Source organism: Sphingomonas sp. AC411, assembly GCF_979253035.1.
The window spans coordinates 1093928-1109119 of record NZ_CEEDAQ010000001.1; the positions used below are offsets into that span (position 1 = coordinate 1093928).

At 65.8% G+C, this 15192-nt stretch carries 10 protein-coding genes and 5 pseudogenes; 5 read left to right on the forward strand and 10 right to left on the reverse strand.

What is annotated here, in order from left to right:
* The first annotated feature begins 64 nt into the window (after positions 1-64).
* Positions 65-799, forward strand: a complete 735-nt coding sequence (gene mazG, locus AC0IX7_RS05650) for a nucleoside triphosphate pyrophosphohydrolase (protein WP_471810813.1) — start codon at positions 65-67, stop codon at positions 797-799.
* Here mazG and hflX read toward each other — a convergent pair.
* The 7 genes and pseudogenes from hflX to dusB all read right to left on the reverse strand — a co-directional run bounded on the left by hflX (position 780) and on the right by dusB (position 9931).
* The gene (gene hflX, locus AC0IX7_RS05655; RefSeq protein ID WP_471810814.1) at positions 780-2072 is read right to left on the reverse strand and encodes a GTPase HflX; all 1293 of its coding nucleotides are present in this window, start codon (positions 2070-2072) and stop codon (positions 780-782) included. The genes mazG and hflX overlap by 20 nt on opposite strands.
* Entirely contained in the window at positions 2069-2644 is a 576-nt protein-coding gene (hfq, locus tag AC0IX7_RS05660) for an RNA chaperone Hfq (protein ID WP_471813755.1), read from the reverse strand. The genes hflX and hfq overlap by 4 nt, the downstream gene beginning before the upstream one ends.
* A gap of 88 nt (positions 2645-2732) precedes the next feature.
* Positions 2733-4107, reverse strand: a pseudogene (ntrX, locus tag AC0IX7_RS05665) (nitrogen assimilation response regulator NtrX).
* 89 nt (positions 4108-4196) lie between these two features.
* Positions 4197-6380, reverse strand: a complete 2184-nt coding sequence (locus AC0IX7_RS05670; RefSeq protein ID WP_471810815.1) for a sensor histidine kinase — start codon at positions 6378-6380, stop codon at positions 4197-4199.
* A 52-nt stretch (positions 6381-6432) separates the two neighbouring features.
* Positions 6433-7885 (reverse strand): annotated as a pseudogene (gene ntrC / locus AC0IX7_RS05675) (nitrogen regulation protein NR(I)).
* Positions 7882-8898: a two-component system sensor histidine kinase NtrB gene (locus tag AC0IX7_RS05680; protein WP_471810816.1), complete on the reverse strand. Its 1017-nt coding sequence runs from the start codon at positions 8896-8898 to the stop codon at positions 7882-7884. The pseudogene ntrC and the gene AC0IX7_RS05680 overlap by 4 nt, the downstream one beginning before the upstream one ends.
* Before the next feature lie 34 nt (positions 8899-8932).
* Positions 8933-9931: a tRNA dihydrouridine synthase DusB gene (dusB, locus tag AC0IX7_RS05685; RefSeq protein WP_471810817.1), complete on the reverse strand. Its 999-nt coding sequence runs from the start codon at positions 9929-9931 to the stop codon at positions 8933-8935.
* 90 nt (positions 9932-10021) lie between these two features.
* Between dusB and AC0IX7_RS05690 the strand changes: the two are divergent.
* From AC0IX7_RS05690 to AC0IX7_RS05700, 3 genes and pseudogenes are all read left to right on the forward strand, one after another.
* A pseudogene (locus AC0IX7_RS05690) lies at positions 10022-11174 on the forward strand (bifunctional 2-C-methyl-D-erythritol 4-phosphate cytidylyltransferase/2-C-methyl-D-erythritol 2,4-cyclodiphosphate synthase).
* A gap of 8 nt (positions 11175-11182) precedes the next feature.
* Entirely contained in the window at positions 11183-11707 is a 525-nt protein-coding gene (locus tag AC0IX7_RS05695) for a hypothetical protein (protein ID WP_471810818.1), read from the forward strand.
* A pseudogene (locus AC0IX7_RS05700) lies at positions 11707-12253 on the forward strand (CinA family protein). Before AC0IX7_RS05695 ends, AC0IX7_RS05700 begins: the two are co-directional and overlap by 1 nt.
* Here AC0IX7_RS05700 and AC0IX7_RS05705 read toward each other — a convergent pair.
* Together AC0IX7_RS05705 and lipA are read right to left on the reverse strand one after the other, a co-directional pair.
* Entirely contained in the window at positions 12169-12672 is a 504-nt protein-coding gene (locus AC0IX7_RS05705) for a type II toxin-antitoxin system RatA family toxin (protein WP_187504062.1), read from the reverse strand. The pseudogene AC0IX7_RS05700 and the gene AC0IX7_RS05705 overlap by 85 nt on opposite strands.
* A pseudogene (lipA, locus tag AC0IX7_RS05710) lies at positions 12672-13594 on the reverse strand (lipoyl synthase). Before lipA ends, AC0IX7_RS05705 begins: the two are co-directional and overlap by 1 nt.
* Positions 13595-13769: 175 nt before the next feature.
* On the opposite strand from lipA, the gene AC0IX7_RS05715 reads away from it, so the two are divergent.
* Positions 13770-14411 (forward strand): carbonic anhydrase, encoded by a 642-nt coding sequence (locus AC0IX7_RS05715; protein ID WP_398456826.1) that lies wholly within the window; start codon positions 13770-13772, stop codon positions 14409-14411.
* Here AC0IX7_RS05715 and AC0IX7_RS05720 read toward each other — a convergent pair.
* Positions 14397-15173 (reverse strand): polyphosphate kinase 2 family protein, encoded by a 777-nt coding sequence (locus tag AC0IX7_RS05720; protein ID WP_471810819.1) that lies wholly within the window; start codon positions 15171-15173, stop codon positions 14397-14399. The two genes, AC0IX7_RS05715 and AC0IX7_RS05720, sit on opposite strands and share 15 nt — an antisense overlap.
* Positions 15174-15192 lie beyond the last annotated feature (19 nt).

The following is a 15192-nucleotide window of genomic DNA, read 5'->3' on the forward strand; positions in this document are numbered from 1 at the left end:
ACATAATGTATATTATCGATCTTGCGATAGGCAGCGGATCGATGCCAATTTACAGGTGCTCCCTATGATCGAACGCCTCACCTCCATCATGGCGCGGCTGCGCGATCCGGTCGACGGATGCGAATGGGATCGGGTGCAGACCTGGTCGACGATCGCGCCGTACACGATCGAGGAAGCGTATGAGGTTGCCGACGCGATCGCCCGCGACGACCCCGCCGATCTCAAGGACGAACTTGGCGACCTGTTGCTCCAGGTCGTGTTCCACAGCCGTATCGCCGAGGAGTCGGGTGCGTTCACGCTGGCCGACGTCGTCGCCGCGATCAGCGACAAGATGGAGCGCCGCCACCCGCATATTTTCGGTGATGCGGTGACGTCGCCCGGATGGGAAACGATCAAGGCCGGCGAACGTGCAGAGAAGTCCGATCCCAGCGCGTTGGCCGGCGTCGCGATCGGCCTGCCCGCGTTGTCGCGTGCCGAGAAACTGCAGAAGCGTGCAGCGCGCGTGGGGTTCGACTGGCCCGATGCCGCGGGGCCGCTTGCGAAGGTTTTCGAGGAAATCGAAGAGGTTCGCGAAGCCGGCTCGGACACCGTGGCAGAAGAGATCGGCGACCTGCTGTTCGCGGTGACGAACTGGGCCCGCCATCTCGGTGTCGATCCCGAAGCCGCGTTACGCGCGGGCAATGCCAAGTTCGATGCGCGCTTTCGGGCGATCGAGGCCGATGGCGGCGACGCCTTCGCCGCCATGACACTCGATCAGAAGGAAGCCCTGTGGCAGGCGGTCAAGCGTCGCGGCGGATGAACCGGTCGTAATCGCTTTCCGAAAGTCGCACATCGTAGGTCGTCTCGAGTTCGTCGTCCAAGCTGCCCAGCACCTCGCCGTGCGCATGCAGCCACGCCGCGCCCGCGCCGTCGGTCGCGTCGAGCGTGATGCTGTACCGACGATGCGCGCCGGTCAGCTTGGCGGCGACCTGGTGGATCAGCTCATCCACCCCTTCCCCGCTCAGCGCCGAGATTGCGACGACGTCGTCGCGGTGCGCAGCCTGCGCTGCGATCTCCTCATGCGTATCGGCATCGAGCAGGTCGAGCTTGTTCCAGACCTCGAACCGGGGCGTGTTCTCGTCGACGCCGATCTCGGCCAGCACGGTCTCGACGTCGGTCCGCTGCGCCTCGGTATCTGGATGCGCGATGTCACGGATATGGACGAGCAGGTCGGCGGAAACGACCTCTTCAAGGGTCGCCTTGAACGCGGCGACCAGCTGGGTCGGCAGGTCCGAGACGAACCCGACCGTGTCGGACAGGATCGCCTTGTCGATGCCGGGCAACTGGATCTGCCGCAACGTCGGGTCGAGCGTCGCGAACAGCAGATCCTCCGCCATCACGTCTGCGCCGGTGAGCCGGTTGAACAGCGTCGACTTGCCAGCATTGGTGTAGCCGACCAGCGCGATCACCGGCCACGGCGCACGCTGGCGCCGCTCGCGGTGAAGCCCTCGCGTACGGCTGACCTGCTCGAGCTCGCGCTTGAGCCGAGCCATCCGGTCGCGGATCAGGCGGCGATCCGCTTCGATCTGGGTCTCACCCGGACCGCCGAGGAAGCCGAAGCCACCGCGCTGACGTTCGAGATGGGTCCAGCTGCGAACCAGTCGGCCCGCCTGATAATCGAGATGCGCCAGTTCGACCTGCAAGCGCCCCTCGGCGGTCGCCGCACGCTCGCCGAAGATCTCGAGGATCAGGCCGGTGCGATCGATGACCTTAGTTTCGAGCGCCTTTTCGAGATTGCGCTGCTGGATCGGGCTGAGGCTCGCGTCGAACACGACGAGCCCCGCCTCTTCCATCCGAACCTGCGCCGCAAGCATCTCCACTTGGCCGCTGCCGATCAGCGTGGCCGGCTTGGGCTGGCGGACGCGGTAGGCGATCCGTTCGACGACCTCGACGCCAATTGCGGCCGCAAGGCCCGCGGTTTCCTCCAAGCGTGCATCGACGTCGCGCGAAGCGTCGCCCTGATCGGGAAGGACGACGATCGCACGCGCACCGCGCGCGAACTCGTCCCGGTCGCGTTCGAAACCGCTACTCAATCGCCGTGGTCCGTATCAGCTGCGTCATCCGCATCATCCGTATCGGTGGGTTCCTCGGCGAGGTTCAGCGGGCGCGCCGGCTGGATGGTCGAGACCGCGTGCTTATAAACGAGCTGCGCCATGCCCTCGCGCTGGAGCAGCATGCAGAACAGGTCGAAGCCGGCGATCTGACCCTGCAGCATGACGCCGTTGATCAGGAACATCGTCACGCTGTCTTCGGATTTCCGCACCGCGTTGAGGAAAATGTCCTGCAACAACGGGTGCTTCTTCTGGTTCTCTCCGACGGCGTCGACGATTGCCGACACGTCCATCGGGCCTGCTGGCATGATCGTCGAAATGGCGTGCTTGTAGATCAACTGCGACTGGCCATCGCGGCGGAGCAGCACCGAAAAATTATCGAACCATGTGACGATGCCCTGGAGCTTCACGCCCTTGACGAGAAACATCGTGACCGGCGTCTTGGAGCGCCGGAGTGCGTTCAGGAAGAGGTCCTGAAGCGAGCCTGGTTTATCGGCCAATGGGATAACCCTTTGTTTTTGGCGGGACTTTGCCCGCAAGGCGCTGTTTCCCAGCGTCGGAGATGCACCCGGTTACCGGGCACCGTATGTGATCTATGATCGACACCCCCATAGTTCCAGAGGGCGGCGAAATTGCGGCGCCTTATTCGTCGCGTGTTTCGGTGATGCCGAGCAGCTTGAGTTTGCGGTGGAGTGCCGACCGCTCCATGCCGATGAAGCTGGCCGTGCGCGAGATGTTGCCCGAAAAGCGACGGATCTGGACGCGCAGATACTCACGTTCGAAAGTCTCGCGCGCCTCCCGCAGCGGCGATCCCATGATCGCGGTGCCCCCGCCGCCCCCATGTCGCCCTGATCGCCGAGCACTTCGGCGGGCAACAGGTCGATGTCGATCCGGCCGATGCGATCGCCAGGCGCGAGGATGATCGTCCGCTCGACGACGTTGCGAAGCTGCCGGACGTTGCCAGGCCAGTCATAGGATTGCAGCGCGACCATCGCATCGGGAGCGATCTCGGGCGTCGGCACGCGGCGTTCGGACGCGTAATGCGCGATGAAATGCTGGACCAGCGCCGGGATATCCTCGCGGCGATCGGAGAGCGGCGGGATCGTCACGGGGACGACGTTGAGGCGGTAGTAGAGATCTTCGCGAAAGCGCCCTCGGCGATCTCGAACACCAGGTCGCGCGCCGTCGCCGAGACGACCCGAACGTCGACCTTGACGACCCGCGTGCCACCAACTCGCGTGAAACTCTGGTCGGTCAGCGCGCGCAGGATCCGGGCCTGCGTCGTGATCGGCATGTCGGCGATCTCGTCGAGGAACAACGTGCCGCCATGTGCCTGTTCGAACAGGCCGGGACGGACGAGATCGCCCGCCTCCTCGACCCCGAACAGTTCCTCGTCGACCCGCTCGGGCGTCATCCGTGCGGCGCTCACGACGATGAACGGGGCGTCGGTGCGCTGGCTCCAGCCATGCAGCAGCCGCGCGGCGACTTCCTTACCGACGCCTGCGCCGCCCATCACGAGCACACGGCTACCGGTTGCCGCAACCCGCTTTAACGTCGCGCGGACGCCGTTGATCGCGCCAGAACTGCCGGTGAGATCGGTCTCGCGGCCGACCGTCGCGCGCAGGGTGGCGACTTCGCGCCGCAGCCGTTCGGTCTCGGTCGCACGCGCCACCATGAGCAGCAGGCGCTCGGCCTCGAACGGCTTTTCGATGAAGTCGGACGCGCCACGCCGGATCGCGGCGACCGCGGTATCCAAATTGCCGTGCCCCGAGATGACGAGCACGGGGATCGACGGGTCGCGACGCTTGATTTCGTCGAGCAGTTCGAGCCCGTCGAGCCGCGAGCCTTGCAGCCAGACGTCGAGCAGCACCAGCGACGGACGCCGTGCGGCGATCGCTTCCAGCGCGGAATCGCTGTCGCCGGCGTCGCGCGTGTCATAGCCTTCGTCTTCGAGGACGCCGGCGACCAGTTCGCGAATGTCACGTTCGTCGTCCACGACGAGAATATCGAGCGCCATCAAATCATGTCCGGTTGCGAGTCATGGTGGCGAGTTGGCCATCCCCTGCCCCCTCGGGTAGCGGCCCCCTGCGTCGAGGCCCACTTGGTTCAGGCCCCCTGGTCCAGTGCTGCCAGAGCTCTGGTGTCGAAGGTCATGGTGACGAGCGTGCCGCCACCCGGCCGATCGGAGAAGGCGATCGTTCCACAATGCTCCTCAATGATCTTCTTGACGATGGCAAGCCCGAGGCCCGTGCCGCGCGCCCGCGTCGTGACATAGGGCTCCATGATCCGGTCGCGGTCGGCGGGCAGGCCGATGCCGGTATCGGCGACCGCGATCGTCACGCTCCGACCCGCCTCCTGGCTGAGCGTCATCGTCACAGATCCACCGGGTTCGCCTCGTGTTTCAATGGCTTCTACCGCGTTCTTCACGATATTGGTGAGCGCCTGGCCTATCTGGCGACGATCGCAGACCAGCGCCAAGCCCGTATCGTCGTTGACGAGGTGGAAGCCGATCGTGGGATGCGCCACCTCGTGCAGGAAAAGCGCCTGGCGGGCGGCATCGACCAGCGACTCCTCACGGAAGACGGGCTTGGGCATACGCGCAAATGACGAGAATTCGTCGACCATCCGGCGCAGGTCGCCGACCTGGCGGATGATCGTGTCGGTGAGCCGCGAGAACGTGCCGTCCTGCATCTCGGCCTTAGCGCCATAGCGTCGTTGCAGGCGTTCGGCGGCGAGCTGGATCGGTGTCAGTGGGTTCTTGATCTCGTGCGCGATCCGTCGGGCAACGTCGGACCAAGCCGCGCGGCGCTGATCGAGCAGTTGCTGCGTGATGTCGTCGAAGGTGAGGATCGGACCAGTCGCCGGGCGGGCTATGCGGACCGCCAGCGTGCGGACGTCACCGCCCTGCCCGACCTCGACGATCGCCTCCCGGTCGCCCCTGTCGAGCATCGCGTCGAGTTCGGGAGCGACATCGACCAGCTTGCGTCCGACGAGACCGCCCGCATCGGTCCCGAGCAGCGTGACCGCGGAATCATTGGCGATCGTTATCGTGCGCTCGCGTCCGGTCGCGACGACGCCTGCCGAGACGCCGGCCATCACTGCCTCGATCAACGCGCGTCGGTTTTCGAGCTGGCCGTTGGCGGTGACGAGCTCTGTATTCTGTTCCTCGAGCTGGCCGGTCATCTGGTTGAAGGCGTTGGCTAGCGTCCCGACTTCGTCGCGGCTGCGCGGGTCCGGCACGCGCGCGGTCAAGTCGCCGCCCGCGACGCGCCGCGCGGCATCGACGAGTTCGCCGACGGGACGGACAAGGCGATCGGCCACCGCGAGCGCGATCCAGACGGCGACCCCAACGATCAGCAGCGAGATGAAAAGCAACGCAGCGTTGAACCGCAACTGGAGGCTCCGCGAGCGCGCCAGCAGCGACCTATAGCTCGTCAGCACCTCATTCGCACGGACGGTCTGCCCGGAGAGCAGCTTGGTATCCTCGACGCGTCCGGCGTAGAGAAAGAGCTCGTCGGAACCGGGCAGCAGCGTGATCGTCTGGATCCGGTCGCCTGTGACCGCGACGACCGCGGACTTGCCAGCGCGGAGCTGGGCGATCGACTGCGGGGTCACCTGGCGCGCGAAATCGATCTTGTAGGGGTCGACGACCGCGAAGGTCTGGATCTCGTTGTCCGGCGTGACCTTGAAGAGCGCCGCCTCGGACAGGCTGCGGTAATAGACTTGCTGGAGGAAATAGCCGGAGAAGTCGGGGCTCTGGAGCGATTTCGCCTCGAGATAGCCCGACATGTCGGCGGCCATCGTCACGGTCGCCTCCTCCCAGCGGCTGAGCTGGCGCGCATAGGAGGATTGCGCGAGCGCGGTGGCGTTCTCAAGCATCCCGCGCGCTTGGTCGGAATACCAGAACTGGACGCCGTACTGGAACAGCAACGAGGCGAAGATCGTCACCAGCAGCATCGGCACCGCGGCGACGATGGAGAACAGCGCGACGAGGCGGACGTGAAGGCGCCCGCCACCGCCTACAGGCGACCGGGCGGCGCGGCGCATCGCCACGCGCCGGCCGAGCAGCATCAGCAACGCGATGCCGGGAACGAGGTTGGCGACGAGCAGCAGCGCGACCAGCGGTGGCGGGATCAGGCGCTGCGGTGCGTCGGTGCCGGTGATGATGAAATAGCTCGCGACGCCGATCGCGACGGCGACCGCCAGGACCAGCGCCTCGACTGCAGGCGTCACCGCGAACCGGTGTGCGGGCCCGTCATCATCCATCGGTAGCGTCGCGGAAGCGATCATCGTTGCCTCGATACAACGTCAACCGTTGCCGGGAAACCACATAATGACAGTTTCAGCGACGTTCCGTCTCTTCGGCTCGCTGCGTCTCGCTCCCGCCATGGCCGATATCGATGCCGAGCGTGTCGAGGCGTTTGCGCAGCGTATTGCGGTTGATCCCCATCGCGCGGGCGGCGCGGAGCTGGTTCTGGCCGTGGCGCGCCAGCATCGCTTCGATCAACGGGCGTTCGACTTCGCCGATCACGCGATCGTACAGCGTACCGTCGTCGAGCGCGGCTGGATCTCGCGCGCGATCCGCTCGATCATCGCGCGGACGGCGTGGCCGATCTCGATGTCGGTGGGTTCGCCGATTACTGGGGTGTGCCGATCATCGTGCGGATCGCGTCGGCGCCGATCACTTCGTCGCGCGCCAGCACGGCCAGCCTGCGCATCAGGTTTTCGAGTTCGCGGACGTTGCCCGGCCAGTCGTGCGCGCCGAGTTCGGTGAGCGCATCGCTGCCGAGCTGGCGACGGGGCAGGCCCTGCATGGCGGCATGGTCGAGGAAATGGCGGGCGAGCAAGGCGATGTCCTGGCGACGCTCGCGGAGTGGCGGCAGCGTGATCGGGACGACGTTGAGGCGGTAGAACAGGTCCTCGCGGAAATGCCCCGCGGCGACCTGCGCGTTGAGATCGCGGTTGGTGGCGGCGACGATCCGGACGTCGACGCGGATCGTCCGCGCGCCGCCGACGCTGGTGAACTCGCCCGACTGGAGCACGCGCAACAGGCGAGTCTGCGCCTCCATCGGCATGTCGCCGATCTCGTCGAGGAACAGCGTGCCGCCCGACGCCTGTTCGAACCGCCCGGCGTTGCGCGTCGCCGCGCCGGTGAACGCGCCGCGCTCATGCCCGAACAGCTCAGCCTCGATCAGCTCGCGCGGGATCGCGGCCATGTTGATCGCCACGAACGGCGCCGCGTTGCGTGGGCCGAGATCATGGATCGCGCGCGCGACGAGTTCCTTGCCGGTGCCCGATCTGCCCGAGATCAGCACCGTCAGGTCGTTCGAGACGACCCGCGCGATGACCCGATAGACGTCCTGCATCGCCGCCGAGCGCCCGATCAGCGGCAGTGCGCGGTCCTCGTCGTGGAGCGCGTCCTCCGACACCATCCCGCCCCGCGCGAGCGCACCGGCGACCGCGCGGGCCAGCACGTCGAGATCGAACGGCTTGGGCAGATACTCGTACGCGCCGACCTCGGCCGCGCGGACCGCGGTGGTCAGCGTGTTCTGGGCCGAGAGGACGATGATCGGCAGAAGGGGAAAGCGCGCGGCAACGCTGCGGACATGATCGATGCCGTCGCCATCGGGAAGAATGACGTCGGTGACGAGGACATCGGGGAGCGATGCGGCGAGCGCACGTTCGAGTTGCGCGAGGCAGTCGGCCACCGACACCTCATGCCCGGCACGGCGGAGTGCCTGCGCAACGACGGTCCGGATCGCGGCGTCGTCGTCGACGACCAGAACGGTGCTCACGATGCTGCTCTCGGCAGTAGCAGGCGGAGGACGGTCATCTCGGGATTTCCTTCGCGGGCATATTGGACGATCCCGCCCATGTCGCGCGTGAGCTTGTCGACCAGCGCGAGGCCGAGCCCCTGCCCTTCGCGACGCCCGGAGACGAAGGGATCGAACAGATGGTCGGCAATATCGGCGGGCGCACCGGGACCATTATCGAACACGCAGATCTCGATCGGGAGCGGCAGGCGTGGCTTGCCCGGGGCCGAACTGACGGTGATGCCGTGGCGGTAGGCGGTCGTCATCACGAGCCGAGGTTCGCGTTCGTTTCGAACGGCTTCGCGTGCATTCTTGAGCAGGTTTATGACGATCTGGAGCAATGCGTCGCGATTGATCTGCGCGGGCGGGAGCGACGGATCGAAGCGTTCCTCGATCGAGATACCGCGCGCGAACCCGGCGAGCGCCAGCCGACGCGCATGGCCGAGCAACGGATAGATGTTCTCGCTGGCGAGCGGCAGCGGACGCGTGTCGCTGAAATCCTGCATCCGGTCGATCAACGCCGCGATCCGGTCGACTTCGGTAACGATCAGCGTCGTCAGTTCGCCGGCGCCGAGCAGCTGCGCTGCCCCGCGGATGCCGGAGAGCGGGTTCTTGATCTCGTGCGCCAGCATCGCCGCCGCACCGACGGCCGCACGCGCGCCGGCCGCGCGGTCGGCGGAATGGCCGAGCCGCCGCGAAGTTGCCGCGGAATGCAGCGTGATTGCGCGCCAGCCGGGGTAGTCGGCAATCTGCGTCTCGGCGAAGTCGACGCGGATCTTGCCACCCCGCGCGGTCGACATCTCGGTATCGTAGACCGCGAGCCCGTGCCCGTCGCGATTGCGCGGATCGTCGGGCGGCGGAATGATCGCGTCGAGCGGCTGGCCGATCATCAGCCGCTCCGACAGGTTCAGCAGTTGCTCGGCGAGCGCGTTGGCATGCGCGACGCGCTGATTCGGATCGACCACGACGACGGCGACCGGGAGCGCCGCGAACAACTCCGCAAAACCCGGCCGTACCCGAGAGTGCGTGTCAGGCCGCTGCAAGGTCGCGCCAGGGAGCGTAGAACTCGGCGAGCATCGCCTTGACCTGCTTGGGATCGGGAACCTGGTTCACCTTGTTGCGGAACTCGGCCGAACCGGGCAGCCCCTTGGTATACCAGCCGATATGTTTCCGGGCCATGTTAACGCCGGTCTCGATCCCGTAATGTTCGAGCATCGCCTCGTAATGCCCTGCGATCGCATCATATTGCTCGGTGATCGACGGATCTTCGATGCGCCGGCCGGTGGCGAACCACTCCATCACCTGGCCGAGCACCCATGGGCGACCATAGCTGCCGCGGCCAATCATCAGGCCATCCGCGCCCGACTGGTCCATCGCTGCTTCGGCGTCCTCGATCGTGCAGATATCGCCGTTGACGATCACCGGCACGCTCACTGCATCCTTGACCTTGCGGACGAAGCCCCAGTCGGCGTTGCCCTTGTACATCTGGTTGCGCGTGCGGCCGTGGACGGTGATCAGCTTGATGCCGAGATCCTCGGCGATCCGCGCGAGGTCGGGCGCGTTGAGGCTGTCATGGCACCAGCCCATCCGCATTTTCAGCGTCACGGGGACGTCGACCGCCTTCACGGTGGCCTCGATGATCGCGCTGGCGAGCTTGGTATCGCGCATCAGCGCGGAGCCCGCATCGCCATTGACGACCTTCCGCACCGGGCAGCCCATGTTGATGTCGATGATCGCCGCACCGCGATCCTGGCTGAGCTTGGCAGCCTCGCCCATCTCGTACGGGGTGCAACCGATCAGCTGCATCGACACCGGCTCTTCCAGTCTGTCCCACGCAGCCTTCTGCAACGACTGGCGCGTTTCGCGGATCGCCGCCTGGCTCGCGACCATCTCGGTCACGTTGAGGCCCGAACCATAGCGTCGCACCAGGGTGCGGAACGGCATGTCGGTGACGCCGGTCATCGGCGCGAGCACAACAGGGCTTTCGATCCGGACGGGACCGATCTGGATGGAAGATAGATTACGCATTGATGTGCCTGAAAAGAGGCATCGCCCTACCCTACTCCGCGCTCAGTCGCAAGACTGGCGAGCCTCCGGACGAACCGCTAGGTCGCGACGATGACACAGGCACACCGTATCGTTGCGATCATCGTCGCCGCCGGAACTGGCGTGCGCGCCGGGGGATCGGTACCCAAGCAGTTCGCGCCGATCGCCGGGCGTCCGATGGTCGCCTATTCCTACGACGCGTTTTCCGCGCATCCGGCGATTACCGAGACGATCGTCATCATCGGTGAAGGACAGCAGGCTCTGGCCGCCGAGACGCTCGGCAGCAGCGTCAGAACGATCATCGGCGGAATCACCCGGCGCGAGTCGGTCGCGAACGGACTCGCGGCGATCGACGACGCGACGCACGTGATGATTCACGACGCGGCCCGCCCGTTCCTCTCCGCCGACGTCATCGATCTCGCTCGTCTCAGCCTTGAAGACCCGGGACGCGGCCATTCCGGTCCTCCCGGTGACCGATACGCTCGCGCGCGGCACCGTGCTGCTTGGGGACATCGTGCCCCGCGCGGACCTCAACCGCGTGCAGACTCCGCAGGCGTTTTCCGTGGAAGCTTTACGCGCCGCGCACGCCGTCTGGCCCGAAGACGAGGAAGCCACCGACGACGCGCAGATGGTGCGGCGGCTTGGCGTCGGCGTCGCGTTGGTGCAGGGCTCGGCAATGCTCGAGAAAGTCACCCACCCCGAAGATTTCGCGGCCGCCGAGGCGCGTGTCGCATACGAGACCCGCACCGCGATGGGCTTCGACGTCCACCGTCTCGAAGTCGGCGAGGAACTCTGGCTGGGCGGCGTCCTGGTCCCGCACGACAAGGGCCTGTCGGGGCACAGCGACGCCGACGTCGCGCTCCACGCGCTGACCGACGCGCTGCTAGGCACGATCGCAGCCGGCGATATCGGCACCCATTTCCCGCCGAGCGACGCGCAATGGAAGGGCGCCGACTCCGCGCAGTTCCTCCAGCATGCGGCCAAGCTGATCGCCGACAAGCGCGGCCGGATCGATTTCGTCGACCTGACGATCATGTGCGAGGCGCCGAAGATCGGCCCGCACCGCGCGGCGATGACCGCGCGGATCGCCGACCTGCTCGGGCTCACGCTCGACCGGGTCAGCGTCAAGGCGACCACGACCGAGCGACTCGGCTTCACCGGCCGTGGCGAAGGGATCGCCGCACAGGCCGTCGCGACCGTTCGCGTGCCCGGAGCGCCGGCATGAAGGCCCGCATGAAGATTGGCGCCGCGCTGGCCGCCGTCGCGCTTCTCGCCAGCCCGGCGGCTGCGCAACCCCGCTGCATAACCGGGCCCGAGGCCGAATCGCTGACGCTCGTCGCGATGCCCGACATCCTCCGCGAAACCGGTCGCGTCTGCGCGGCGCAACTCCCGGCCGCCAGCCTGATCCGGCGGCAGTCGAGTGCGTTGATCGATCGCTATCAGATCGAGTCCGACCGCGCCTGGCCGTCCGCTCGCGCGGCGATCGTCAAGCTGAGCGATCCTGCGGTCGACGCGATGCTCGATTCGGAATTTGCGCGGCCATTGCTGACGACGTTGCTGGTGCCGCAGATCGTCGGTCGGATCGCGACGCGCGATTGCGGGACGATCGATCGGATGCTGACGCTGCTGCAACCCTTGCCGCCCCGCAACACCGCGGCCATCGTCGTGGAAACGTTGCGGTACCTGAAATCCCAGAAGCCGCGCGGCGGTGATATCGCCGCGGTGGCGATGCTGCTGTGCCCGGTGGAGACTCGCTGATGGATACCATCCTTCCCGCCGAACTGGTCGACGCCGCGCGTAAGGTCATCGAGCAGAACCGTGCGATCGGGCGCCGGGTCGCGGTCGCCGAGAGCTGCACCGGTGGCCTAGTCGCGGCCGCGCTGACGGAAATTCCCGGATCGTCCGACGTGTTCGAGGTCGGCTTCGTCACCTATTCGAACGAGGCCAAACTCGGCGTGCTGAAGATCAGCTCGGACGTGCTCGAAACGTTCGGCGCGGTCTCGATCGCGGTCGCGTGGAGCATGGCACAGGCCGCGTTGAAGCCAGTCGGGCGCGGATATCGCCGTGGCGATCACGGGCGTGGCGGGCCCCGGTGGCGGATCGCTCAAGAAGCCGGTCGGGACGGTCGTGTTCGGTCGTGCGGAAAAGGGTCGCGATCCGTCCGACGTTCATGCCGATCGCAAGGATTTCGGCGATCTCGGTCGTGGCGGGATCCGGCTTCAGGCCGCGTTGTGCGCGCTCGAACTCTTGCTGCCGGACGCGCCGGCCGCGGAAGACTCGGCCGCGGAAGATTCGGCGCCGTAAAGCTCGGCGGCGCGTGTCTCGAACGCACCGATCATCTTGCGCAGTGCAGCGCCGAACACCTGGCCGGCGATCATCTCGAACATGCGGTTCTTGAACGCGAAGTCGACGGTGAAATCGACCGCGCAGCCTTGCGGCTCGGGCCGGAAATGCCATTCGTTGCGCAGATACTTCAGCGGCCCGTCGACATAATCGACGTTCAGTTCGCTTGGGCGGACCTTCTGCACGCGCGAGGTGAACGTCTCGCGGAGGCCCTTGAACCCGACGATCATGTCGGCAAGCGTCTCGGTCTCGCTGTTGGAGCGCACCCGCATCGCACTGACCCAGGGCAGGAACTCGGCATAGCGACCGACATCGGCCACCAGGTCGAACATCTGCTCAGGGGTGTAGGGCAAATGACGCGTTTCGGAATGCTTCGGCATCAGATGCGCGCGACGCCCAGCTTCGCGTCGCGATTTGCACGCAACCGCTCGAAATCGTCGCCGGCGTGATAGCTCGACCGGGTCAGCGGCGACGATGCAACCAGCAGGAACCCCTTGCGCGCGCGATCGAGGCATAGGCGTCGAATGCCTTGGGCGGCACGAACTCGGCGACCTTCGCATGGCGCGGGGTGGGCTGGAGATATTGGCCCATCGTCAGGAAATCGATATCCGCGCAGCGCATATCGTCCATCACCTGATGGATCTCCAGACGCTCCTCGCCGAGCCCGAGCATCACGCCGGACTTTGTGAAGATCGACGGATCGTGCTTCTTGACGCTCTCCAGCAGACGCAGCGACGCATAGTAGCGCGCGCCCGGGCGGATCGTCGGATAGAGCCGCGGCACCGTCTCGAGATTGTGGTTGTAAACGTCGGGACGCGCCTCGACGATCGACTCGATCGCGGCCTGCGCCTTGTTGCGGAAGTCAGGAGTCAGGATCTCGATCGTCGTCGTCGGGTTGGATGCGCGTATCGCCTGGATCACCTTCACGAACTGCGACGCGCCGCCATCCGGCAGGTCGTCGCGATCGACCGAGGTGATGACGATGTGGTTGAGACCCATCTGCGCGGCGGCGTCGGCGACGTTCTGCGGCTCCATCCGGTCGACGGCGCGGGGCATGCCGGTCTTCACGTTGCAGAACGCACAGGCGCGCGTGCAGGTGTCGCCGAGGATCATGACCGTCGCATGCTTCTTCGACCAGCATTCGCCGATATTCGGGCACGCGGCCTCTTCGCACACCGTCGTGAGGCTTTTCGAGCGCATGAGCTCGCGGGTTTTCGCGAACCCAGCGGAGGTCGGCGCCTTGACGCGGATCCAATCGGGCTTGCGGGCACGCGGGACGGCGATCGGGGTCATCTCGTTCATGTCGTGCCAGATAGCCCCGCCCTGCCGTCGAGACAATGGCGGCGGATCAGGTCGACCGGTTGGAACGGCTGGAAAAACGGGATAAAATGAGGGAACCAGTTCGAACATGACAGGTTTGTCATGTTGCAGTGCAAATGTCCATGAAAGGCTAACCGTGCCAACTCACTTTCCGGAAATGATCGAAGGCTATCATCGCTTTAAGGACGGCCCCTGGGAGGAGCAGCGCGAGCGCTGGAAGGAACTGCGGGACGGCCAGAGCCCGAAGGTGATGATCATCGCCTGCTCCGACAGCCGCGTCGAGCCGGCCCAGATTTTCGACACGCTGCCGGGCGAAGTGTTCGTCGTTCGCAACGTCGCCAACCTCGTGCCGCCGTTCGAAACCGGTGGTGGCTATCACGGTGTCTCCGCCGCGATCGAGTTCGCCGTCACTCAGCTTAAGGTCGAAGAGATCGTCGTGATGGGCCACGAGAAATGCGGTGGCTGTAAGGCCGCTCTGACCCAGGCATTCGCCGATGCCGACCATGGTGCCGGCGGCTTCGTTTCGGATTGGGTCAGCCTGCTCGACGGCGCGCGTGAGAAGGTCATCGCTAAGTATGGCGAAGGCGCCGAAGCCGGTCGCGAGATGGAGCTCGAGTCCGTCCGCACCTCGATCGCCAACCTACGCACGTTCCCGTTCGTGACCGAAGCCGAAGCGGCTGGGACGCTGGCGCTTCGCGGTGCCTATTTCGGCATCGACCAGGGCCAGATGCTGGTGCTCAACGAGGATGACGAGTTCATCCAGGCCGGCGCAGCAGAAGCGAAGTCAGCGAAGGCCTAACGCCTTTTCCGCCACCTTCTTGACCTTCGGGTCTAGCGGTGGCGGGACCATCGATACGCCGGCTTCGAGGCGGTCCGCGATCAGCGTCAGCGCTGCGATGCGGGCCGCCTTCTTGTCGTTGCCGTCGATCACCGTCCACGGCGCGGTTGCGGTATCGGTGCGCGCGAACATCTCATTCATCGCCTCCAGATAGTCCTTCCGGCGCGAGCGGTTGTGATAATCGTCGAGGCCGGTCTTCCAATGCTTCCAGGGATCGTCGAGCCGTGCTTTCAGGCGACGGTCCTGTTCCTTCTGCGTGGTATGGATGAACAGCTTGACCAGCGTCGTGCCGCTCTCGACCTGCTGCGCTTCGAACGCGTTGATCTCGTCATAGCCGTGGCGCCATTCGGTCTCGCTGGCGAACCCCTCGACGCGCTCGACGAGGACCCGACCATACCAGCTGCGATCGAATATCGCGATGTGGCCGTCTGCGGGCAGTCGGTGCCAGAAGCGCCAGAGGAAATGATGTGCCTTCTCGTCCGCGGTCGGCGCGGCGATCGGCCAGACCTTGTAGTTGCGCGGGTCCCATTCGGCGGAGAGCCTCTGGATGATGCCGCCCTTGCCCGCCGCGTCCCAGCCCTCGAACATGACGATCGCGCGCGTACCGCCGACGATATGCGCGACCTGGATATGCTCTAGCCGCTTCTGGAGCGCAGCGAGGTCATGCTTGTACTTGCCGTCATACGCGTCGCCGGCTTCGTAGTCGGCCAGGTGTATCGTCATGCGCTGCGCTCCATCACCG

What these genes read in the sequence shown, in the direction of transcription:
- AC0IX7_RS05715 (WP_398456826.1), top strand. Translation starts at nt 13,770, where the DNA reads ATGATCGAAGGCTATCATCGCTTTAAGGACGGCCCCTGGGAGGAGCAG.
- AC0IX7_RS05695 (WP_471810818.1), top strand. Translation starts at nt 11,183, where the DNA reads ATGAAGATTGGCGCCGCGCTGGCCGCCGTCGCGCTTCTCGCCAGCCCG.
- mazG (WP_471810813.1), top strand. Translation starts at nt 65, where the DNA reads ATGATCGAACGCCTCACCTCCATCATGGCGCGGCTGCGCGATCCGGTC.
- dusB (WP_471810817.1), bottom strand. Translation starts at nt 9,931, where the DNA reads ATGCGTAATCTATCTTCCATCCAGATCGGTCCCGTCCGGATCGAAAGC.
- AC0IX7_RS05720 (WP_471810819.1), bottom strand. Translation starts at nt 15,173, where the DNA reads ATGACGATACACCTGGCCGACTACGAAGCCGGCGACGCGTATGACGGC.
- AC0IX7_RS05670 (WP_471810815.1), bottom strand. Translation starts at nt 6,380, where the DNA reads ATGATCGCTTCCGCGACGCTACCGATGGATGATGACGGGCCCGCACAC.
- AC0IX7_RS05705 (WP_187504062.1), bottom strand. Translation starts at nt 12,672, where the DNA reads ATGCCGAAGCATTCCGAAACGCGTCATTTGCCCTACACCCCTGAGCAG.